Annotated in this window: 18 protein-coding genes and 1 tRNA gene; 13 read left to right on the plus strand and 6 right to left on the minus strand. The window is 72.4% G+C overall.

Annotated elements, in window-relative coordinates; translation table 11 throughout:
* Nucleotides 1-8: 8 nt before the first annotated feature.
* Together QQZ14_RS10450 and QQZ14_RS10455 are read right to left on the minus strand one after the other, a co-directional pair.
* Nucleotides 9-956, minus strand: coding sequence for a pirin family protein (locus QQZ14_RS10450; protein WP_284534208.1), 948 nt, complete (start codon nt 954-956; stop codon nt 9-11).
* Nucleotides 957-1,043: 87 nt separating this feature from the next.
* Nucleotides 1,044-3,077, minus strand: a complete 2,034-nt coding sequence (locus tag QQZ14_RS10455; RefSeq protein ID WP_284534209.1) for a sensor histidine kinase — start codon at nt 3,075-3,077, stop codon at nt 1,044-1,046.
* A 107-nt stretch (nt 3,078-3,184) separates the two neighbouring features.
* On the opposite strand from QQZ14_RS10455, the gene QQZ14_RS10460 reads away from it, so the two are divergent.
* A complete protein-coding gene (locus QQZ14_RS10460; RefSeq protein ID WP_284534210.1) occupies nt 3,185-4,756 on the plus strand; it encodes a phytoene desaturase family protein in 1,572 nt (523 codons plus the stop codon).
* Nucleotides 4,757-4,813: 57 nt separating this feature from the next.
* A tRNA-Lys gene (locus QQZ14_RS10465) sits at nt 4,814-4,886 on the plus strand.
* A 74-nt stretch (nt 4,887-4,960) separates the two neighbouring features.
* On the opposite strand, the gene egtD is transcribed toward QQZ14_RS10465, so the two are convergent.
* Both egtD and egtB read right to left on the minus strand, forming a co-directional pair.
* The gene (gene egtD, locus QQZ14_RS10470) at nt 4,961-5,938 is read right to left on the minus strand and encodes an L-histidine N(alpha)-methyltransferase (protein ID WP_284534211.1); all 978 of its coding nucleotides are present in this window, start codon (nt 5,936-5,938) and stop codon (nt 4,961-4,963) included.
* On the minus strand, nt 5,935-7,254 hold the full coding sequence (gene egtB / locus QQZ14_RS10475; RefSeq protein ID WP_284534212.1) for an ergothioneine biosynthesis protein EgtB: 1,320 nt from the start codon (nt 7,252-7,254) through the stop codon (nt 5,935-5,937). The genes egtD and egtB overlap by 4 nt, the downstream gene beginning before the upstream one ends.
* 230 nt (nt 7,255-7,484) lie before the next feature.
* On the opposite strand from egtB, the gene QQZ14_RS10480 reads away from it, so the two are divergent.
* Entirely contained in the window at nt 7,485-8,033 is a 549-nt protein-coding gene (locus tag QQZ14_RS10480) for a helix-turn-helix domain-containing protein (protein WP_284534213.1), read from the plus strand.
* Between the two features lie 147 nt (nt 8,034-8,180).
* Nucleotides 8,181-9,488, plus strand: a complete 1,308-nt coding sequence (gene melA / locus QQZ14_RS10485) for an alpha-galactosidase (RefSeq protein WP_284534214.1) — start codon at nt 8,181-8,183, stop codon at nt 9,486-9,488.
* Between the two features lie 18 nt (nt 9,489-9,506).
* Here melA and QQZ14_RS10490 read toward each other — a convergent pair whose 3' ends face one another.
* Both QQZ14_RS10490 and QQZ14_RS10495 read right to left on the minus strand, forming a co-directional pair.
* The gene (locus tag QQZ14_RS10490; protein ID WP_284534215.1) at nt 9,507-10,319 is read right to left on the minus strand and encodes a DeoR/GlpR family DNA-binding transcription regulator; all 813 of its coding nucleotides are present in this window, start codon (nt 10,317-10,319) and stop codon (nt 9,507-9,509) included.
* Nucleotides 10,320-10,356: 37 nt separating this feature from the next.
* The gene (locus tag QQZ14_RS10495) at nt 10,357-11,112 is read right to left on the minus strand and encodes a DeoR/GlpR family DNA-binding transcription regulator (protein ID WP_284534216.1); all 756 of its coding nucleotides are present in this window, start codon (nt 11,110-11,112) and stop codon (nt 10,357-10,359) included.
* 184 nt (nt 11,113-11,296) lie between these two features.
* Here QQZ14_RS10495 and QQZ14_RS10500 point away from each other — a divergent pair, with 184 nt between their 5' ends.
* The 9 genes from QQZ14_RS10500 (at nt 11,297) to QQZ14_RS10540 (ending at nt 21,954) form a co-directional block, all read left to right on the plus strand.
* Nucleotides 11,297-12,643, plus strand: a complete 1,347-nt coding sequence (locus QQZ14_RS10500; protein ID WP_284534217.1) for an ABC transporter substrate-binding protein — start codon at nt 11,297-11,299, stop codon at nt 12,641-12,643.
* A complete protein-coding gene (locus tag QQZ14_RS10505; protein ID WP_284534218.1) occupies nt 12,640-13,608 on the plus strand; it encodes a carbohydrate ABC transporter permease in 969 nt (322 codons plus the stop codon). The genes QQZ14_RS10500 and QQZ14_RS10505 overlap by 4 nt, the downstream gene beginning before the upstream one ends.
* Complete coding sequence (locus tag QQZ14_RS10510; protein WP_284534219.1) at nt 13,605-14,435, plus strand: carbohydrate ABC transporter permease; 831 nt, start codon at nt 13,605-13,607, stop codon at nt 14,433-14,435. Before QQZ14_RS10505 ends, QQZ14_RS10510 begins: the two co-directional genes overlap by 4 nt.
* On the plus strand, nt 14,432-15,844 hold the full coding sequence (locus QQZ14_RS10515; protein ID WP_284534220.1) for a D-tagatose-bisphosphate aldolase, class II, non-catalytic subunit: 1,413 nt from the start codon (nt 14,432-14,434) through the stop codon (nt 15,842-15,844). Before QQZ14_RS10510 ends, QQZ14_RS10515 begins: the two co-directional genes overlap by 4 nt.
* On the plus strand, nt 15,841-16,986 hold the full coding sequence (locus tag QQZ14_RS10520; RefSeq protein ID WP_284534221.1) for an SIS domain-containing protein: 1,146 nt from the start codon (nt 15,841-15,843) through the stop codon (nt 16,984-16,986). The genes QQZ14_RS10515 and QQZ14_RS10520 overlap by 4 nt, the downstream gene beginning before the upstream one ends.
* A gap of 20 nt (nt 16,987-17,006) precedes the next feature.
* Nucleotides 17,007-18,008 carry a BadF/BadG/BcrA/BcrD ATPase family protein gene (locus QQZ14_RS10525; RefSeq protein ID WP_284534222.1) on the plus strand — a complete coding sequence of 334 codons (1,002 nt, stop codon included), beginning with the start codon at nt 17,007-17,009 and terminating at the stop codon, nt 18,006-18,008.
* 72 nt (nt 18,009-18,080) lie between these two features.
* Nucleotides 18,081-19,163, plus strand: a complete 1,083-nt coding sequence (locus tag QQZ14_RS10530; protein WP_284534223.1) for a YihY/virulence factor BrkB family protein — start codon at nt 18,081-18,083, stop codon at nt 19,161-19,163.
* A gap of 1 nt (nt 19,164) precedes the next feature.
* Nucleotides 19,165-20,673 (plus strand): FAD-dependent oxidoreductase, encoded by a 1,509-nt coding sequence (locus QQZ14_RS10535; RefSeq protein WP_284534224.1) that lies wholly within the window; start codon nt 19,165-19,167, stop codon nt 20,671-20,673.
* A 150-nt stretch (nt 20,674-20,823) separates the two neighbouring features.
* Nucleotides 20,824-21,954, plus strand: coding sequence for a hypothetical protein (locus QQZ14_RS10540; protein WP_284534225.1), 1,131 nt, complete (start codon nt 20,824-20,826; stop codon nt 21,952-21,954).
* Nucleotides 21,955-21,995: the final 41 nt, after the last annotated feature.

The following is a 21,995-nucleotide window of genomic DNA, read 5'->3' on the forward strand; positions in this document are numbered from 1 at the left end:
CAGGGCGCTCAGCCCGGGATGTGGCCGAACCGGCCGTGCTGGAAGTCCTCGTAGGCCTGCATCACCTCGGACTTGGTGTTCATCACGAACGGTCCGGCCCACGCGAGCGGCTCGCGGATCGGCTGCCCACCGACCACGATCACGTCCAGCTTCGGCGAGCGGCTCTCCTGCCGCGGGTTCGCGGCGAGCGCGAGGTAGTCGCCTGCGCCGAGCACGGCCGCCTGGCCGGTGCGGATCGGCCGCGCATCCGTGCCCACCGTGCCCGCGCCGTTGAGCACGTAGACGAGCGCGTTGAAGTCGACGTTCCACGGCAGGTCGAGCCGGGCGCCCGGCTCGATCGTGGCGTGCACGAGCGACATCGGGGTGTACGTCGCGCCCGGCCCGGCGTGGCCGTCGACGGTGCCGGCGATCACCCGGACGAGCGCACCCGCGTCGGCGGTGGTGACCAGCTGGACCGAGCCCGACCGGATGTCCTGGTAGCGGGGGTCGTTCATCTTGGCGTCGCGGGGCAGGTTCACCCAGAGCTGGATGCCGTGGAAGAGGCCGCCCTGCTGGACCAGCCACTCCGGCGGGGCCTCGATGTGCAGCAGCCCGGATCCCGCGGTCATCCACTGGGTGTCGCCGTTGGTGATCGTGCCACCGCCGCCGTGGCTGTCCTGGTGGTCGAAGACGCCGTCAATGATGTAGGTGACGGTCTCGAAGCCGCGGTGCGGGTGCCACGGTGTGCCCTTGGGCTCGCCGGGGGCGTACTCCACCTCGCCCATCTGGTCCATCATGATGAACGGGTCGAGCTGCTGGAGGTCGATGCCCGCGAACGCGCGGCGGACCGGGAACCCCTCGCCCTCGAACCCCTGGGGCGCGGTGCTGACCTGCCACACCGGGCGCGGCTGGTCGCCGAGACCGGGCTCGCGCAGGCGCTCCAGGACGGTCAGGTCATCGACGGTCACAGCGGGCATCGGCCCACCTCCTGGTGCTGGCGCGCTGTCGGGCGCGCGGTCGGACACGTTACCCGCACCAACGGTGGTTGAAACTTGGATATTCCGTCAAGAGGCGGTCAGCGGCGGCAGATGGACCCGGAACGTGGTGCCCTCCCCCGCCGCGGACTCCACGCTCATCGAGCCACCGTGCTTCTCGACGATCGCGTGCGCGATCGACAGCCCCAGCCCGCTGCCGGGGATGGCCTGCTCCTGGGCCAGCGAGGAGCGGAAGAACCGACTGAACAGGCGCTCCTGCTCCTGCACCGGGATGCCGATGCCGGTGTCGCTGACCTCGAGGACGATGTGGTGAGTGGGGTTGTCGGGCGCCACCCGCAGCCGGACGGCGATCCGACCGCCCTCGGGGGTGAACTTGATCGCGTTGCCGACGAGGTTGATCACCACCCGCTCGAGCATGTCCCGGTCGCCGAGGAACGGCATCGGCTCGTCGGGGAGGTCGAGGTCCAGGTGCAGCGCACGTCGCTGGAGCATCGGCGCCACGACCGTGGTGCCGGCCGAGACGATCGTGCGGAGGTCGAAGACCCGGTCCGAGAACCCGATCTCGTCCTCCTGGACCCGCGAGAGCGTGAGGAGGTCGTTGATCAGCGAGAGCAGCCGGGTGCTGTTGGCCGCGACCCGGCGCAGCGCATCGAGCTGGGCGGGCATGAGCTCGCCGTACACCCCGTCCTCGAGCATCTCGGTGTAGCCCAGGATGCTGGTGATCGGGGTGCGCAGCTCGTGGCTGACGCTCGACACGAAGGCGTCCTTGACCTGGTCGACCTCCCGCAGTCGCTCCACGGCCTGCCGCTCGGTCTCGAGGGACTCGACCAGGCGGGCCTCGGCCTCGACGCGATCGGTGATGTCCTCCGACGTGCTGACGTAGCCGATCACCTGACCGCGGTCGTCCTTGATCCGGTTGAGCGACATCCAGTGGTCGCGCTCCACGCCGTCCTTGCGGAGGAACCGCATGTCGGTGGCGCCCTTGCCGATCAGCGCGGCCGCGACCACGCCGAAGTCGGCGGCCACCCCGAGCTCCGCGGCCTTCTCGACGACCGCGCGGTCGGAGTGGAACTGGCGGGTGAGCCGACCGAGCACCTCCTCGGCGCGGTAGCCGAGCAGCCGCTCCGCGCCCGGGTTGAAGAGCGTCACCCGGCCGAGCTCGTCGGTGCCGATGATCGCCACACCCGTGGTGCCGTTGACGATGTTCTGGACCTTGTCGCGCTCGGCGGCGCTCTGGCGCGCGTGCTCGAGCTGCTCGCCGACGGTGAGGACGAGGGGGATCACGACGAGCGCGCAGACCGCGCCGTACGTCGCCAGCAGGATGCCCTGGCCGTCGGCCGAGAGCTCGAAGCTCTGCCCGGCGTTGGCGAACGGGCCGTGCCCCCAGGTGGTGAGTGGGATCGCGAACGCCAGCACCGCCAGCAGCTGGGCCAGCGCCTCGTAGGGGCTGCTGCGCATCGCGCCCCAGACGAGCACGGGGATCACGAGGAACACGATCGAGGCGGAGTCCTGCGGGAGGAAGACGGCCGGCGTGATCGTCACGATCAGCACCCACTGCGCGATGCGCTCGCCCCGCGACGCGACCGGGGCGTGGTAGCGCAGCCGACAGAAGAGCGGGACCACCGTGAGCTGGGCGCCGAGGTGGGAGGTTCCGACCGCGAGGGCGAGCAGGCCCGGGTCACCCCAGCCGGTCACCAGGCCGGTGAGGGCGGCGGCCGCGGCGACCACACTCGCCCCGGCGAACCCGCCACCAAGAAAGCGGGCGAGGTCCGCGCTGGTGCGCAGCTCCGCCCGCTCGCGCCGACCCTGGGCGAGGATCCGCCACATCGTCCACACGCCGAGGGAGAGGCCGACGCCGAGTCCCGCGGCGACGTCGAGGTCTCGCCCGCCGACCCAGATGCTCCCCGTCGCGAGCACCGCGACCAGCACGACCAGCAGCGGTGTGCGGGGCCGCGATGTGACCATGAGGCAGCCCGTGGCGAGGCCGACCGGCCAGATCCCGATCGCGTGACCGCCGTCCGGCGCGCCCTGCACCGCGGTGACACCCACCAGCGTCATCGGGACGAGCAGCACGATGACGCGCGCGATCCACGATCTCGCCACAACCACCCCTCCCGAGCGCCCGTCCGGCACTCCGTCGCCGGGACCATCTTGGCGGTGCCGAGGCCCGTGCGCGCGGCGAACTGCCGGACGCGCACTACGTTGGTCCGGTGACGTCGTCGAAGAACAGCTATGACGTGGTGGTCGTGGGGGGCGGGCACAACGGCCTGGTCGCCGCGTCCTACCTCGCCCGCGCAGGGCTCTCGGTGCTCGTGCTCGAGCGGCTCGCCCGGACCGGCGGCGCGGCGATCTCGGCCCAGGCGTTCCCGGGCCAGCCCGCCCGTCTGTCGAGGTACTCCTACCTGGTCTCGCTGATGCCCGAGCAGCTGATCGCCGACCTCGAGCTGGACCTGCGGCTCGCGTCCCGGTCGGTGGCGTCGTACACGCCCACGATCCGCGACGGCCGGCACGGCGGGCTGCTGGTCGAGCGGCCCGCGGGGCCGCGGACCGCGGAGTCCTTCCGTGCCCTGACCGGCGGCGACGAGGAGTACGCCGCCTGGGACCGCTTCTATGGCGACGTCGGCGCGCTCGCGGCGGCGGTCGCCCCAACGCTCCTCCAGCCGCTGCCGCTCGAGCGCGAGATCCGCGACCGGGTCGACCCCGGCGTGTGGCGCGACTTCGTCGTGAACCCGATCGGCGAGACGATCGAGGCGCGCTTCGCCGACGACACGGTGCGCGGCGTCGCCGCGACGGACGCGCTGATCGGCACGTTCGCCTCGCTCCGCGACCGCTCCCTGGTCCAGAACCGCTGCTTCCTCTACCACCTGATCGGCAACGGCACCGGCGAGTGGCGCGTCCCGGTCGGCGGGATGGGCGCCGTTACCGACGCCCTGGCCCGCGCGGCCACCACCGCCGGCGCCGAGATCCTGACGTCCGCCGGTGTGAGCGCGATCCGCGCCAGTGACGACGGCGCCGAGGTCACCTGGCACGACGGCGCGGGCTCGCACACCGTCGCCGCCGGGCGGGTGCTCTCCAACGTCGCGCCCTGGGTGCTGCGGATCCTGCTGGGCGAGGGCGAGGAGCCGGGGACCAAGCCCGAGGGGTCGCAGGTCAAGATCAACCTCCTCCTCGACCGGCTGCCCCGGCTGAAGTCCGGCGTCGACCCGCGGATCGCGTTCGCGGGGACCCTGCACCTCGCCGAGGACTACACCCAGCTCGAGGCGGCGTACGCCGACGCGGCCGCCGGCCGGGTCCCGACCGTGCTGCCCGGAGAGATCTACTGCCACTCGCTGACCGACCCCTCGATCCTCGGCGACTCCCCGGCCGGCACCCACACGCTGACGTACTTCGGCGTGCACACTCCCGCCTCGCTCTTCGACACCGACCCCGAGGGCGCCAAGCGGCTCGCGGTCGGCCGGGCCCTGGCCGCCCTCGACGAGCACCTGGCCGAGCCGATCGAGTCGTGCCTGGCGCGGGACGCCGACGGCAACCTGTGCATCGAGGCGAAGATCCCGCAGGACGTCGAGGCGGACCTGGCCATGCCGGGCGGGCACATCTTCCACGGCGACCTCGACTGGCCGTGGGCGCCGAACCGCTCCCGGCTCGAGACCCCGGCCCAGCAGTGGGGCGTGCAGACCGCGATCGACTCGGTGCTGATGTGCGGCTCGGGGTCGCGCCGCGGCGGCGCCGTGTCCGGTCTCGGTGGGCACAGCGCCGCCCAGGCCGTGCTGGCCTCGCGCTGAACCTCGATTTCGAGACCGCTCGGCCCACTGGTAGAGTTCACGTCGCTTCAACAGCACGCGCCATTAGCTCAATTGGCAGAGCAGCTGACTCTTAATCAGCGGGTTCGGGGTTCGAGTCCCTGATGGCGTACGACACCGAAGGCCAGGACGCACCACGCGTCCTGGCCTTCGTCGTCGGCGCCGCGGCGTCCGGCAGCACGACCCTCAGCGGCGGCGGGCCAGGGTGACGGCGAAGTCGCCGTCGGGATCGGTGCAGGTGCGCACGACATCGAAGCCCGCGGCATCGAGCTCGGCCGCGATGCCCTCGAGGCGGAACTTGGTGGAGATCTCGATGTGGAGCTCCTCGCCGACCGGCAGGTCGAGGTCGAGGCCGGCGCCGGGGATCCGCACCTGCTGCGGCATCTCGGCGCGCAGGCGGAGGTCCATCCGCTCCATGCGCCCGTCCCACATCGGGGCGTAGCTGAAGCCGTCGGGGTCGAAGTCGGCACCGAGCTCACGGTTGAGGACCCGCAGCATGTTGCGGACGAAGGCCTCGGTCACTCCCGCGGCGTCGTCGTAGGCGGCGACCAGCCGGTCGGCCTCCTTGACCAGGTCGGTGCCGAGCAGCAGCCACTCGCCGGGCTCCAGGGAGTCGCCGAGCACGCCGAGGAAGGCACCGCGCTCCTCGACATAGAAGTTGCCGATGGTGCTCCCGAGGAAGGCGATCATCCGCCGGTCGCCGCGCGGCAGCCGGCCCAGGTGCAAGGTGAAGTCGCCGACCACGGCCTCGACGGCCAGGCCCGGGTAGCGCTCGGAGAGCGAGACGGCCGCCGCGCGCAGGGTTCCCTCCGACACGTCGACCGGCACGAACCGGCGCAGCTGCTCGGCGCGGGTGAAGGCGTCGAGCAGCAGCAGGGTCTTCTCGCTGGTGCCGCTGCCGAGCTCCACGAGCGTCGTCGCGTCGCACGCGGCGACGATCTCGTCGGCGTACTCCTCGAGGATCGCCCGCTCCGCCCGCGTCGGGTAGTACTCCGGCAGCCGCGTGATCTCGTCGAAGAGCCGCGAGCCCTCGTCGTCGTACAGCCACTTCGGCGGGAGCCGCAGCGGGTGCGCACGCAGCCCGCGCCGGACGTCCTCCACCAGCGACGTCGCGGCGTGCGTGGGGTCGAGCAGCACCGAGACGACCGGCTCCACCCGGCTCACCCGGCGACCGCCGTACGCGCCCGGTCGCCGGCCCCGCCGTCGGCCAACCGCACGCCGGTCAGTGCCCACCGCGCACGGTGCGGGAAGAAGTTGCGGTACGTCGCCCGCGCGTGCCCCGGCGGCGTGAGCGCACACCCGCCACGCAGCACCATCTGGTCGGACATGAACTTGCCGTTGTACTCCCCGATCGCACCCGCGGCCGGGTGGAAGCCCGGATAGGGGAGGTACGCCGAGGAGGTCCACTCCCAGCAGTCGCCGTAGACCTGCCGCAGTCGACTGCCGCCGAGCGCCGGCGCCGCCGGCCCCGGGTGGAAGCTGCTCCGATCGGCGAGGTTGCCTCCCGAGGCCGCGGCGTCGGCCTGGCCGTCGGACACGACGGCGTGCTCCCACTCGGACTCGGTCGGCAGGCGCTTGCCCGCCCAGGTGGCATAGGCGTCGGCCTCGTAGTGGCTGACATGGCTCACGGGCAGCCCTGGGTTGACCGGCCAGGTGCCGTGCAGGGTGTGCTCGAACCAGGTGCCGTCCTGCTGCGTCCAGTACATCGGCGCCGCCCAGCCCTCCTCACGCACGCGGGCCCAGCCGTCGGACAGCCACAGCTCGTGGCGGTGGTAGCCGCCGTCCGCCATGAACTCCAGCCACTCGGCGTTGGTGACGAGCCGGTCCGCGATCCGGTAGGGCTCGAGCCACTGCCGGTGTCGGGGCAGCTCGTTGTCGAACGCGAAGCCGTCGCCCTCGTGACCGACCTCGACGAGGCCGCCCGGCACGTCGACCCAGCCGAGCTCGTCGGGCTCGCAGAGGGCCCGCCGCTCCCCGGCGTACGCCGGCTGCAGCGGGTTGCGCGACAGCACGTGCTTGATGTCCATCAGCAGCAGCTCCTGGTGCTGCTGCTCGTGGTGGAAGCCCAGCTCCAGCGTCGGCCCGAGCTTGAGGAGCGTCCCGTCGTCGAGCCCGTCGACGAGGTCGCGCAGCCGCTCGTCGACGTTGCGCCGGTAGACCCCGACGTCATGGGCGCCGGGGCGGGTGATGACCCCCCGCTCGGGGCGCGCGTACCGCGGACCCACCGACTCGTAGTAGCTGTTGAACAGGAACCAGTAGGTGTCCTGGAACGGCGCGAACCCGCTCTCGTGGTCGGCCAGCACGAACGTCTCGAAGAACCACGTGACGTGCGCCCGGTGCCACTTGGTCGGCGAGACGTCAGCCATCGACTGCGCCGTCTGGTCCTCAGGCGACAGTGGCGCGGCCAGTGCCTCCGTGTAGGAGCGGACCCGGTCGTACCGCTCCAGTATCTGCGCGGGGTCCGGATCGAGATTCGACATGCCGTAGGTCCTTCCGAGAAGCAGATCGAGCGGCGGTCGCGAGCACCCACCTCCTGCATCTTCACCCTGGCAGATCGTGCTGCGGGCCGCCAGCCTCCCGATCGCGGGAGACCGCCGGCATCGGTGACGGCGCGGATGTCACCCTTTCGGGCGTAGCGCTATGGCAGCGAACCACGGCCGTCTGGAGCCACGATGTGCAGGTGCGTGCAGAGCCGACCCGTGTGGGGATCGTGAGTCACCAGGAGGTCATGGGCAAGGGGCTGGCCGCGATGCTCGCCGAGCACCCCGAGCGAGTCGTCGTCACCGGCGTCGAGGATGCCCAGGTCGTCCTGTACGACGTGTTCGGCGTGAACCGCAACCAGGGCTCGGACCTCGAGCCGCTGCTCCGCGAGACCCGGGCGACCGTCCTCGCGGTGAGCCGCGACCTGCGCCCGGACCTGCGGGCCCGGGCGCTCGCCGCCGGCGCCCACGGCTGGGTGTCGATGAGCGTCACCTCGGCCGAGCTGGTCGACGCCGTCGCGGCGGCGGCCGCCGGCGAGGCGCTCACCGAGCCCGGCGACCGGCTCGGCCACGACGTCGGCCTGACGCCCCGCGAGGTGGAGGTGCTGGCCCTGATCACCCAGGGCGTGAGCAACCAGGACATCGCCGAGCGTCTGTACCTCTCGATCAACTCCGTGAAGTCCTACATCCGCTCCGCCTACGCCAAGATCGGCGCCACCTCGCGCAGCCGGGCCGTCGCCTGGTGCCTGCTGAACGGGTTCGCGCCCGCGGACGCCTGACTCCTGCGCTCGAGCCGCTCGGCCGGGGTGTCGATCCGCGACCGCGGGAGCGCCTCGACACGACCGCCTGAGCAAGATCTGCGCAATTCGCGCACGTTGCGATGATTGTTATTGATCGATCTGTGCGCGATCTGTCATGCTCCGGTCATGACCAGGATCGTGTTCATCGGTGCCGGCTCGGCGGTCTTCACTCGTCAGCTCCTGCGTGATCTCCTCACCTTCGACGATCTGCCACCGCTCGAGCTGGTGCTGCACGACATCGATCCCGACCGGCTGCGGCTGGCCGAATGGGTGGCACAGGCGACCGTTCGCCACCACGGCCGGTCCGCCACCGTCGTGGCGACCGAGGACCGCCGCCGCGCGGTGGCGGGGGCCGACTTCGTCATCAACACCGTCAACATCGGCGGCCACGCAGCGACGGTGACGGACTTCGACGTACCCGAGAGCTTCGGCGTGCGGCAGACGATCGGGGACACGCTGGGGGTCGGCGGGGTGTTCCGCGCGCTGCGCACCTTCCCGTTCCTCGACGCGCTCGCTGCGGAGATGAGCGAGCTCGCCCCGGACGCCTGGCTGCTCAACTACACCAACCCGATGGCGATGAACGTCGGCTACCTGGCGCGGCGGCACCCCGAGGTGCGCACCCTCGGCCTGTGCCACTCGGTGCACTGGACCGTCCACGACCTGTCGCGCCTCGTCGGTGTGCCGCTCGACGAGGTCACCTACCGCAGCGCCGGGGTCAACCACCAGGCCTGGGTCCTGGACTGGCGTCGCGGCGAGGAGGACCTCTACCCGCTGCTCGACCGGGCCATCGCGGCCGACCCCGGGCTCCGCCGCCGGGTGCGCGTCGACATGTACCGGCGCCTCGGGTACTACCCGACGGAGACCAGCGAGCACTCCTCGGAGTACGTCCCGTGGTACCTCCACGACGACGCAGAGGTCGAGCGGCTCCGCATCCCGCTGCGCGACTACGTCGGCATCAGCGCCGCCAACGCCGAGGAGGTCGAGGGTCTGGTGCGCGGCGGCCCGGACGTGCCGTACGTCGAGCCGCCCGAGCAGGCCGCGGAGTACGCCCCCCAGGTCATCCACAGTCTCCTCACCGGCACCACCCGGGAGATCCAGGCGACCGTGCCCAACCTCGGGCTGATCGACAACCTGCCCGCCGGTGCGCCCGTCGAGGCTCCCGTCGTCGTGGGCGCCGAGGTCCGCCCCACACCGGTCGGCGAGCTCCCCGCGCAGTGCGCCGCCCTCAACTCGGCGTTCCTCCAGGTCGTCGAGCTCACCGTGCGGGCCGCGGTCGAGGAGCGGCCGGAGCTGGTGCGCCAGGCGCTGATGGTCGACCCCAACACCGCCGCGACCCTGGACGTCGGGCGGATCTGGGCACTCGCGGACGCGATGGTGGCCGCACACGGCGACCTCCTGGCCCCGCCGCTGCGGGTCGCCGTCCCGCTGGACTGACCCCGGGCAGGGCCCAGCTCAGACGGGCACCACGGTCACGGCGACGCCGGCCTCGCGCAACGCGTGCACCTGCGCGGGGTCGGCGCCGTCGTCCGTGATGACCTCGTCGATTGCGTCGAGGCCGCAGATGCGCGCGAACGCCGCCCGGCCGAGCTTCGTGGAGTCCGCGACGACCACGACGGTCGAGGCACGCTGGAGCAGGACCAGGTTGGTCTTGGCCTCGACCTCGTCGTGCGTCGTGAGCCCGGCGCCCGCGCTCAGTCCGTCCACGCCCACGAACGACAGGTCCAGGTGCACCTCGCCCAGCGTGCGCTCGGCCAGGGGGCCGCAGAGCTCGTAGGAGCGGTCGCGGGCGACGCCGCCGGTGAGCACCAGCTTGACCGTCGGGCGGACGACCACCTCCGATGCGATGTTGAGCGCGTTCGTCACGATCGTGATCTCGCCGCCGGCGCTCAGCGCCCGGGCGACCTCGGTCGTGGTGGTGCCACCGGTCAGGCCCACGATCGCGCGCTCGCCCACCCGGGTCGCAGCCTCGCGGGCGATCGCCCGCTTCTGCTCGACGCGCGCGGCCGAGCGGTAGCGCAGCGGCAGCTCATAGCTCACGCCGGGCGCGCCGACCGCCCCGCCGTGCGTGCGGACCAGCAGCCGGCGCTGCTCCAGCAGCTCGAGGTCGCGGCGCACCGAGGCCGACGAGACCGACAGCTTCTCGACGAGCTCGGCGACCGTGACCTCCCGGCCGTCGGCGAGCAGCGCGATCACGTGCTCGAGACGCTCCTGGCGTCGCGCCGGCCGCTCCGTGCCGGACGGGCGGTCGTCGCGGGGCACCGTCACGCGCACAGGCTCACAGCATTGCCGAGGCCGCGCAACATCACGCCAGCCGGACCTGGAGGCCCGCGCGCTCGAGCGCGGCGACCTGGCCGGCGTCGGCGGCCGCGTCGGTGACCAGGTCGGTGACCTCGTCGACCGAGGCGATCCGGGCGAACGTCACCAGGCCGAGCTTGCTGGAGTCGGCGATCACGACCCGGCGGCGCGCCTGGCGCAGGAACGCCCTGTCCGTCTGCGCCTCCATCTCGTCGAACGTCGTGCAGCCCGCGTCGACGGTGAGCCCGTCGACGCCGATGAACACGACGTCGAGGTGGTAGCGCGAGAGCATCTCCTCCGCCGCCGGGCCGACGGCCTCGAGCGAGCGACGCACGATGCCACCGACGAAGATCAGGTGCAGGTCGGGACGACCGGCGAGCAGAGCCGCCACGTCGACGGCGTTGGTGACGACCGTCAGGTCGCGCCGGCTCGACAGCTCGCGTGCGAGCTCCACCGACGTCGTACCACCCGAGATGCCGACCACCGCGCCGTCGTCGACCAGCCGCGCCGCCGCCTGCCCGATGTGCCGCTTCTCCTGCTGCATCCGGGCGGCCTTGAGTCGGCCGGGCACCTCCTCGCCGGTCTCGCGCGCGAGGGCGCCCCCGTGTGTGCGCACCAGGAGCCGGTCCCGGGTCAGCGACTGCAGGTCGCGGCGGACGGTGGCCTCGGACACGCCGAGCTGGCCCGCGAGGTCGCCCACGGCCACCGAGCCGTCCGCGGCGATGCGGTCGAGGATCCAGTTCAGTCGCTCTGCCTTGCGCACCCGCTCACTCTACCCTGCACAAGTGCGCAGACGGCGCATCCGGCGCAGGCTGAGTCGCCGACGATCATGCGCGATTCGCGATGCCTTCCGCCAAACTATTGCGCGAGTGCGCAGACCTGTGCAGAATTGTGCGCACATTCAGTCATCCGCGCCGGGACTGGACCCGGCCGGCCGAGGAGGCACGATGACCAGTAGCACCCGCCCCACCCGTCGCCGCTCATGGGCGCGGCTCCGGACCGCCCAGCTCGCGGTGGGCCTCACCGCGCTCGCGACCGTCGCGGCCTGCGGCTCCGACGATCCCGGTGGATCGGACAAGACCACCGACGTCACGATCACGGTCGCGCTCAACTCCGAGCCGCCCCCGCAGGCCTCGCTCGACGCGTTCGAGCGGGAGACCGGCATCACCGTCAAGTGGGTCAACATCGACTGGGACAGCCTCCAGACGAAGATCTCGGCCGCGGCCACGGCGAACACCTACTTCGCCGACGCCACCGACGTCGACTGGTCACGGGTGGGCCAGCTCGGCAGGCTCGGGTGGTTCTACCCGATGGACGACTACCTCGACACCGACGCGATGGCGGCCGACATGCCGCAGCTCGCGTCGTTCACCAGCGACGGCCACGTCGTCGGCATCCCCTACGACGCCTCGTTCATGGTCACCACGATCAACAGCGACCTGTACAAGAAGGCGGGGGCCGACGCCAACCCCGCGACCATGCAGGCCTACACCGACGGCCTGAAGAAGATCAAGGACGCGGGCGTGGTGAAGTACCCGCTCAACATCCCGTTCGCCGCGGCCGAGGGGCTCTCGACGTACTGGTACGAGGCCACCGAGGCGTTCGGGGGCACGATCCTCGACGAGTCGGGCGCGCCGCAGTTCACCTCCCCCGACTCGGCCGGCTACCGCGCCGCGCAATGGATGATCGACGCGATGACCTCGGGCCTCGTGCCCCCGGGCAACATCAACGTCGCCGACAGCCAGGGCCAGCAGACCCTGATGGCCAAGGGGCAGGTGGCGAGCACGTTCTCGGACTACTCCGGCACGGTCGGCAGCCTCTACAACATCCCCGAGTCGTCCACGGTCGTCGACCAGGTGACCTACCTGGCCACGCCCGGCACCGACGGGCCGGCGGCCAACCTGTCGAACCCGGACGGCATCGGCATCCCGAAGCAGGCGAAGTACCCCGACGCCGCCGCGAAGTTCATCGAGTGGTTCACCGACGCCAAGCAGCAGGTCGACTTCGCCGGCGTGAACGGCCCCGAGAAGGCACTCCCCGCCTACGCGATGCCCTCGCACCTGTCCGCGGTGGAGGAGATGACGGCCAAGGGCGACCTGGTCGGAGGCGAGGTCCTCGCCGCCATGCTCAAGACCTCCAAGCCCGTCTTCGAGGGCGGCGCCCCGGCGTGGTACCCGAAGTTCTCCAACGCCGTCTACACCAACCTGCACGCCGCCGCGACGGGCGAGATGTCGGTGGCCGACGCGATCGCCGCGATCGCGGACACCGCCGACCAGCTCGCGAACGAGTCGTGAGCCAGGTCCCGCTGATGGAGTCGTCGGAGGCCGACCTCGCTGCCACACCGGCAGCGGGCGACGGCCTCCGGCGGCCCGCCCGCCGGCTCGTCGGGCGCCGCGGCGAGAGCTGGGTGCCCTACGTGCTGGTGGCGCCCGTCGCCCTGTTCATCCTGCTGCTCGCCATCGGCCCCGCGCTCTTCACGGTCGTCGAGGCGTTCTTCCGGGTCAACGCACTCGACCCGCCGACCCGCTTCGACGGGCTCGGCAACTTCCGGCGGCTGCTCGACGACCCGGCGGTGCGCACCAGCATCAGCAACACCGCGATCTACGTGGTGGTGGGCACGCTCGGCTCGACGCTGCTCGGGATCGCGGCCGCCGTCGTGCTGCAGCGCCCGTTCCGCGGACGGAGCCTCGTCATCGCCGTGCTGATCCTCCCGTGGGCTCTCCCCGGGGTCGTCGAGGGCATCTTGTGGACGGGCATCTTCGACCCGAACGCCGGCCTCGTGAACGGCCTCGCCCAGACCACCCACCTCGGGAGCGGGGACGCCGTACTCCTCGGCCAGGACCGGATCCAGACGATCGCGCTGATCGAGCTCGTGCAGGTCTGGCAGATCATGCCGCTATCGGCGCTCCTGGTCCTCGCCGGGCTGCAGATCATCCCCGGGGAGCTCTACGAGGCGGCGCAGATCGACGGCTGCGGGTCGTGGGGTGCGTTCCGCCGGATCACGCTGCCGCTGATCCGCCCGGCGGTCGCCGTGGCCATGGTCCAGGCCGTGATCGCCACCCTCAACGTCTTCGACCAGCCCTACGTGCTCAACGGCGCCTCGAGAACGGCCTCCTCGGTGATGATGCAGACCTACTTCGTCAGCTTCCAGGACCTCGACTTCGGTGAGGGCTACGCCCTCTCGCTGCTCGTCACGGTCGTCACCCTGCTGGTCTCCCTCGCGGTGGTCGCCGGGATCTACCGGAAGGTCGAGCTGTGAAGAGCCGCCGCCTTCAGGCCGTCGGCGTGCTGCTGATCCTCGTGTGGTCGTTGGTGCCGATCTACTGGGCGCTGCGCACCAGCTTCCAGACCGAGGCCGACGCCCGGGCCACCCCGGTGCAGTACGTCCCCCACCACCCGACCCTCGACAACTACCGGGCCCTGCTCACCGGCGACGGCGAGGTCCCCGGTCAGATCCGGCAGGCCGCGCTCAACATCGTGATCGAGTGCTCGGCCGCGACGGTGGTGACCGTCGTGCTCGCCACGCTCGCGGCCTACGCGTTCGCGCGGATGAGCTTCCACGGGAGCAAGATCCTCTTCTACTCGGTGCTCGCCACGATGGCGCTCCCGGCGTACGCCACGCTGATCCCGCTCTACCGGATCATGAGCACCTTCGGCCTGGTCAACACCTACTCCGGCCTGGTGCTCGTCTACGTCTCCGGCTTCGTGCCGCTGGCCACCTGGGTGCTGCACAACTACTTCTCCAGCCTCCCGACCAGCCTGGAGGAGGCGGGGCTGGTGGACGGCGCGCACCGGCTGCAGGTGCTGTGGCACATCATGCTGCCGCTCGCCCGTCCCGGGATCATCTCGACGGCGATCATCACGTTCCTGTTCGCCTGGGCGCAGTTCCTGTTCCCGCTGGTGCTCTCCAGCGACCTCTCCACCCAGCCGCTGACGGTCGTCATCGCCTCGCTGCAGGGCCGGCACGTCGTGCCGACGACCCTGCTCAGCGCCGCGGGGATGCTCGCGATCGCCGTACCCGCCGCGATCGCCCTGGCCTTCAGCCGCTACATCGTCAACGGACTACTCGCAGGCAGTGTGAAATGACCCCTCTCCCCGACACCTCCTCCCACGCCGCCGTCGGCATGGTCGCCGACAGCGATCCGGCCGCCGGTCCCCTGCTGGACCTGCTGCGCCGGCACCGGCGCGGCGCGCCGGTCGGCGTCACCGCCGTGTGCTCCGCCCACCCGCTCGTGCTGCGGGCGGCCGCCGAGCAGGCGGCCGAGGACGGCAGCGTGCTGCTGGTGGAGGCCACCAGCAACCAGGTCGACCAGTTCGGCGGCTACACCGGGATGCTGCCCGAGCAGTTCCGCGGGCTCGTCCTCGAGATCGCGGCCGCGGCCGGTGTCGACGCCGCCGACGTGGTCCTCGGCGGCGACCACCTCGGGCCGCAGGTGTGGCGGCACGAGGGCGCCGACCCGGCGATGGCGAAGGCCGAGGACCTGGTGCGCGCGTACGTCGCTGCCGGCTACACCAAGATCCACCTCGACTGCTCGATGCCGTGCAGCGACGATCCGCTGCCATTGACCGACGAGGTGGTGGCGCGACGGGCCGCTCGCCTCGCCCGGGTCGCCGAGGACACCGCCCGGACCCGCGGCACCGGCTCGCTCCCGGTCTATGTGATCGGCACCGAGGTGCCGGTGCCCGGCGGTGCCCACGAGCTGATCGACAGCCTCACCCCGACCTCCCTCGAGGCCGCCCGCACCACCCTCGCCGCGCACCGCGACGCCTTCGAGGAGGCGGGTGTCGGGGGGTGCTGGCCGCGGGTCGTGGGTCTCGTCGTCCAGCCCGGCGTGGAGTTCGACGCGCACGCGGTCTTCGACTACGAGCCGGCCCGGACCACGACGCTGCGCCGGGTCGTCGACGAGGCGGAGGCGCCGCCGTCGCTGGTGCTCGAGGCGCACTCCACCGACTACCAGACGCCGGACCGCCTGGCAGCCCTCGTCTCCGACCACTGGGCGATCCTCAAGGTCGGCCCCGGCCTCACCTTCGCGCTCCGTGAGGCCCTGTTCGCCCTGGCCACGATCGAGGACGAGCTGGTGCCCGCCGACCGGCGCTCGCACCTCGTCGCGGTCGTCGCACGCGCGATGGCCGACGACCCGCACTGGTGGGCCGGCTACTACCAGGGCGACGAGACCGACGTCCGGATCGCCCGCACCTACAGCTACTCCGACCGGATGCGCTACTACTGGGCCACGCCCGAGGTGGCGGCGGCGACCGACCGGCTGCTGGCCAACCTCGAGCAGACCACGGTGCCGCTGACCATGGTCAGCGCCCACCTGCCGGTGCAGTACTCCCGGGTGCGGGCCGGAGAGCTCTCTCCCGACCCGCGCAGCCTCGCCGTGGACCGTGTGCGCGACGTACTGCGCGGCTATGCCCTCGCGTGCGGTCCGGCGAGCGGTCGAGACGACCCCGGGTCCGCCAGCGACATCGCCGAGAACAGGAGCCCCCAGTGAACCTCGATGCCTTCGGCTCGGCGACCGGGACCTCCGGCTCGGCCACCGCCCGGGAGATCGCCCAGCAGCCCGAGGTCTGGGCTGACGTCTGCAGGACCCTCGGCAAGGACGAGGCAGCGCTGCGGGCCTTCCTCGACCCGCTCCTGGCGCGGCCGGACCTCCGGATCGTCCTCACCGGTGCCGGCAGCTCCGCCTTCATCGGCGAGGCACTGCAGCCGGCGCTGACCCGCGCGCTCCGCCGCCGGGTGGACGCGGTCGCCACCACCGACATCGTGGCCGGCCCGGACTCGGTGTTCGCCGAACGGGTCCCCACGCTGCTCATCTCCTTCGCCCGGTCCGGCGAGAGCCCGGAGAGCACAGCGGCGACCGCGCTCGCCGACCAGCTCGTCCCGGACACCCGCCACCTCGTGGTCACCTGCGACACCGACGGGGCGCTGTCGCTCCAGCACCGCGGCCGGGACGACTCGTTGGTGCTCGCGATGCCCGAGGCCGCCAACGACCGTGGCTTCGCGATGACGTCGAGCTTCACCTCCATGATGCTGGCGACCTGGCTCGCTCTCGCGGTCCCCGGGCCGGAGCGCGAGACGTACGGCGCCCGCATCGGGGCGGCCGCGGCCCAGCTGCTCGCAGACCCCGGCGGCGTCGCCGACCTCGTCGCGCGCTCCTACCAGCGGGTCGTCTACCTGGGCAGCGGCGCCCTGCGTGGCATCGCGCGCGAGTCGTCCCTGAAGATGCTCGAGCTGACCGCCGGGCAGGTCGCCGCGTCGTACGAGACGGCCCTCGGCTTCCGGCACGGGCCCAAGGCGTTCCTCGACGACCAGAGCCTCGCGGTCGTCTACCTCTCGAACGACCCGTACACCCGCGGCTACGACGAGGACATCGTCACCGAGCTGCGCGCCACCGTCGGTGCGGAGCACGTGTTCGTGGTCTCCGCGGCCGGGCCCGTGGCCGGCCCCGGGTTCGCGTTCACCGGGCTCGACGGCCTGGACGACTGCCTGGTCGCCCTGCCGTTCGTGATCGTCGGGCAGCTGCTCGGTCTCGGCAGCTCCGTCGCGCTGGGGCTCACGCCGGACAACCCCTTCCCCGACGGTCAGGTCAACCGCGTCGTCCAGGGCGTGACCGTCCACCCGTTCCCCGCGTGACGGGCTGGGAGGCTGGCGGCATGGACGTCTACCTGGGGGTCGACGGCGGCGGGACCAAGACGGCGCTCTGCCTGGTGACCGTCGACGGCGAGCTGCTCGCGAGGTCGAGCGCCCCGGGCACCTACTACCTCGGCCGCCCGGACGGCCCCGGCGTCGGGCTCGTGGAGGAGGTGCTGGCCGAGGCGGTGCCGGCGCTGTGCGGCCGGGCCGGCGTCGCGCCGGCCGCGGTCCGCCACGCCTTCCTCGGCCTGCCCGGGTACGGCGAGGTCCCCGCCGACGTGCCCGCCGTCCGGGCCGGTGTCGGCCGGGCGCTCGGTCACGAGCGCTACCAGTGCGCCAACGACATGGTCTGCGCGTGGGCGGGATCACTCGGCGGCGCCGACGGGATCAACGTGATCGCCGGCACCGGGTCCATGACGTACGGCGAGCGCGCCGGCCACGGGGTCCGGGTCGGCGGATGGAGCGAGCTGTTCGGGGACGAGGGCTCGGGCTACTGGATCGGGCGGCGCGGGATGCAGGCGTTCGCGCGGATGAGCGACGGGCGGCTGCCGGAGGGTCCCCTGCTCCACCTGCTCCGCCGGCACCTGCAACTGGACAACGACCTCGAGCTGATCGACCTGGCCCTGAACCGGTGGCCGGATCGCCGCCGCGCCGTCGCCGCGCTCTCGGTGCCGATCGCCGAGGCGGCGAGCGCCGGCGACACCGCCGCCCACCGCATCCTGCAGGACGCGGCCGGCGAGCTCGTCACCCTGGTCACGACCACCCATCGCCGACTCGGCTTCGGTGCCGGCGAGACCGCACTCGTGTCCTACTCCGGCGGGGTGTTCGCTGTGCCGCAGGTGCGGGACGCGTTCGCCGCAGGCCTGCGCCGGGAGGTGCCCGCCGCCGAGCTGCGGACGCCGCTGCTGCCCCCGGTGCTCGGGGCGGCGCTGCTGGCCGCCGACGCCGCCGGGACCCCGCTCGAGGCCTCGGCGCTCGACCGGCTGGTCGCCGCGGCCGGCCGGCAGGTCACCGCGGGCTGATCCCCTCGGCGGGGCCGCCGTACGCCGCACCGCTGTGGCATGCCGGACGCCCCACCGGGGCACCCGAGAGGAATGACCAGCGACACACGGACCCAGGACCCGGGGCGGGATCCCGGCGGGGACCCCGACGACGGCAAGCTCGACTCCCCGTCCGATCTGACCCGGCGCTCGTGGTTCTTCGTGGCCCGCAAGACGGTCCGGGAGTTCTCGGACGACCAGTGCACCGACCTGGCCGCCGCGCTCACCTACTACGCCGTCCTGGCGGTGTTCCCGGCGGCGATCGCGTTGACCTCGCTGCTCGGGCTCGTCGGCCAGGGCACCAACGCCGTGGAGACGCTGCTCGACATCGTCGGCGACCTCGGCGGTGCGTCGGTGGTCGACAGCATCCGCGACCCGCTGCTCGAGATCAGCCGCTCCCAGGCCGCCGGCCTGGCGTTCGGGCTCGGCCTCGCGGGAGCACTCTGGTCGGCGAGCGGGTACGTCGGCGCCTTCGGCCGGGCGATGAACCGCATCTACGAGATCCGCGAGGGCCGCCCGGTGTGGAAGCTGCGCCCCGCGATGCTGCTGCTGACGCTGGTGCTGGTCGTGCTCGCGGCCGTGGTGCTGCTCGCGCTGGTGGTGACCGGGCCCGTCACCGACTCCGTCGGCGCCGCCCTCGGCGTCGGGTCGACGCTGCAGCTGGTGTGGAACATCGCGAAGTGGCCGGTGATCGCGGCCGCGGTGGTCGTGATGGTCGCGCTGCTCTACTACGCGACCCCCAACGTCAAGCAGCCCCGCTTCCGGTGGGTCAGCGTCGGCGCGGTGCTCGCGATCCTCACCTGGGCGGTGGTGTCCGCGGCGTTCGGCTTCTACGTCGCGAACTTCTCCTCCTACGACAAGACCTACGGCGCGCTCGGCGGCGTGATCGCGTTCCTGCTGTGGGTGTGGCTGACCAACCTGGCCCTGCTGTTCGGGGCCGAGCTGGACGCGGAGCTCGAGCGCGGCCGCGAGCTGCAGTCCGGGATCCCCGCCGAGCGGGTCATCCAGCTGCCCGCACGCGACACCCGCAACATCGACAAGGCCCGTGCCAAGGACGAGGACGACGAGCGGCGGGGCCGGGCGATCCGGCTGCGGGCCCGCCGCCACCGAGACCGGCCGGGACGGAGGAGGAGCTGAGATGGCGCTGACATCCGTGTGGCGGGACCGCCACCCCGTCGGGCCACAGGGTCCGGCGAACGTCGCCGGCGACTGGGACGTGGTCGTCGTTGGGGCCGGCATCACCGGCCTGACCACCGCGGCTCTGCTGGCCCGGTCCGGCCGGTCGGTCCTGGTCGTCGAGGCGCGGCACGTGGGCGCCGGCACCACGGGCGGCAGCACCGCCAAAATGAGCGTGCAGCAGGGCACGCAGCACGCCCGGATCGCGCGCCGGCACCCCGTCGCCGTGCTGCGCAAGTACGCCGACGCCAACGCCGAGGCGCTCGCCTGGATCGCCAGGTTCTGCGACGAGCACGGCGTGGCGCTTCAGCGGCGGCCGGCGTACACCTACGCGACCTCCGCCTCCGGGGTGCGCTCGGTGCGCTCCGAGCTGGAGGCGCTGCACCGGGCCGGCGTCGACAGGGCGACCTGGGTCGACGACCTCCCCCTCCCGTTCCGGGTCCGGGGCGCGGTGATGGTGCCCGACCAGGCGCAGCTCGACCCGCTGGAGCTGCTCGAGGCGCTCGCGGCCGATGCCACCCGCCACGGCGCGACGGTCGTGACCGGCGCCCGGGTGCACCGGGTGCACGGCGGGCACGGGTCGGCGCCGCACGACGTGGTCACCGACGCCGGGACCGCCACGGCGCCGACCGTGGTGCTGGCGACGAACATGCCGATCCTGGACCGCGGCGGGTTCTTCGCCCGCGCCAAGCCGATGCGCTCCTACGGGTTGGCCTTCCGGACCGACGAGCAGGCCGTCGACGGTATGTACCTCTCGGCCGACACCCCCACCCGCTCGCTGCGCGACGCACCGGCGCCCGACGGTGGCGGCAGCCTCCTGCTCGTCGGTGGCGACGGCCACAAGACCGGCGCCGGGACCTCGGAGCTCAGCCACCTCGACGGGCTCCGCGAGTGGACGCTCGGCTACTACCCCGACGCGGTCGAGACCCACGCCTGGTCGGCCCAGGACTACGTCACCCACCACGGCCTGCCGTTCGTCGGGCCGATCCTGCCCGGCGCGGACCGGCTGCTCGTGGCCGGCGGCTACTCCAAGTGGGGGATGACCAACGGTGTCGCGGCCGCGCTCGCCCTGGCCGGCCGGATCCTCGGCGGCCACCAGGAGTGGGCCTCAGCGTTCGACCCGTGGAGCAGCCGCGAGCTCGCCGGCCTCCCCGAGACCACCCGCCTGAACGCCGAGGTCGCCGTCGAGATGACCCTCGGGTGGCTGCGCCCGCTCCGCTCGCCGGGCTCCGCGTCCGGCCTCGGCGAGGGTGAGGGCGAGGTCCGCCTCGACCGGGTCGGCACCCCCACGGCGGTGTGCCGGGTCGACGGCACCGAGCACACCGCGTCCGCGGTGTGCAGCCACCTCGGTGGCGTGGTGCGCTGGAACGACGCCGAGCGCAGCTGGGACTGCCCGCTCCACGGCTCCCGGTTCGGCCCCGACGGCCAGGTCCTCGAGGGGCCCGCCACCTGCGGGCTGCGGCGCCGCTGACCTGCGCAAACCCGGGCTCCACCGCAAGTTCCTCAAGGAACGTGCAAGGTTCCTCCACGCCTCGTGCACGGTTCCTCCACGCCACCGTTCCGCCCCGTCCGCCCGTGGCACGCTCCTCGCACCGACCGATCGAACCCTCAGGAGCACCCCGTGCGATCACGACTCGTCACCGCCGCAGCCGCCGCGGCGCTGCCCGCCGTCCTGGCACTCGGCGCCGCCCCGGCGATCGCCGATGCCGGCGGCAACAACGGCACGATCAAGGTCGCCGAGGTCGACCAGGTCGGCACGGACAGCAACGACCCGCACGTCGGCTGCACCTTCGCTCTCGAGTGGTACAACTTCGACTCCTCGGCCACCTCCGCGGTCACGTTCGAGAGCCAGGACCAGGACGTCACGATCACCGGCGTCCAGGGCACGACGAGCGTCGTGCTCGAGGACGACGCGGCGAAGGGCAACAGCGACCTCGACGGCCGCGAGATCTACACGCTGACCTTCGCGGGCGAGCCGCACCCCGAGCAGGGCTACCACGTGAAGGTCACCACAGAGTCCGAGGGCTCGACCGGCAACGACTCCAAGTCGAAGGTGTTCTGGGTCGGCCCCTGCGCCGACGGCCCGACGACGCCCTCGGGGCCGACCGAGACCGGCCCCGGCAGCACCAAGCCGTTCACGTGGGACTGGAAGTACGCCGCCCCCACCTGCGCCGGACTGTCCGTCGCCTACCCCGCCGACATCCCGAGCGGCCAGGCCAACGACGTCAACGTCCGGGTCGAGACCGACCACGGCCAGGTCACGCTGAACTTCCACAACAACACCGGCACCTGGAGCGGGACCACGTCCTTCCCCTTCACCACCCACCCGAGCTGGCCGGCCGGCGTCACGTCGTACCACGTCACCTGGGTGCAGGTCGGCGGCTCCAACTACCACTGGCAGGGTGACGTCGCCTGCGCCACCGACGGCGACCCGCTGACCCCGGACATGCCCCAGGCGCTGACCGAGGTCACCGGCTTCCGCACCGGCACCATCACCGTCGCCCGCGGCGCCACGATCCCCGCCGACTCGGTCGAGGTCGAGCAGGCCGGCACCGACGAGCTCACGCTCGAGCGCTACACGGGCGGCACCTGGGTCGTCGCGAAGGCGCTCCGGTCGACCAGCCGCGGCACCGCCCGGGTGACCTTCCCCCGGCTGACCAAGCGGGGCAGCTACACCTACCGCCTGACCGTGTCGCGGACGCTCGGCACCACGGGCGACACCACGGGGACACTCACCGTCCGGGTCCGCTGACCCGGCGAGCGTGAGGATGGCCGGCGGCCGGTACCTGAGGG

Source organism: Nocardioides sp. T2.26MG-1 (genome assembly GCF_950101795.1).
In the GTDB taxonomy this organism is placed as follows: Bacteria; Actinomycetota; Actinomycetes; order Propionibacteriales; family Nocardioidaceae; genus Nocardioides.